Genomic DNA, 247 nt, shown 5'->3' on the forward strand with positions numbered 1-247 from the left:
ATCGTATAATTTCACAACCTGTGCATTTATGGCTTGTGCAGATGCAGTAGATAAAAACCATAAACTTATTGTTTGTGCTGAAAAAGCAGCCGGAGCTAATTTTGTTGTTATTGATAACCCAGAAGGCGATAAACAAACTTCACCAATTACTATTAATAAAAAACTAAGAACTAACCAGATAGGACTCACTAAATCAACGATGTTCAGTCTAAAACATTTTTCTAATTGAACAAAAATCCCCTTAGGT

General features: G+C 33.2%; 1 protein-coding gene. It reads right to left on the reverse strand.

The window, feature by feature from the left end; genetic code table 11:
- A partial coding sequence (locus JDS92_RS30370; RefSeq protein WP_472926313.1) for a POT-type proton-dependent oligopeptide transporter occupies positions 1–247 on the reverse strand: 247 nt, incomplete at both ends.

This window comes from Bacillus cereus group sp. N12, from assembly GCF_016483575.1.
GTDB classification, from domain to species: Bacteria; Bacillota; Bacilli; order Bacillales; family Bacillaceae_G; genus Bacillus_A; species Bacillus_A toyonensis.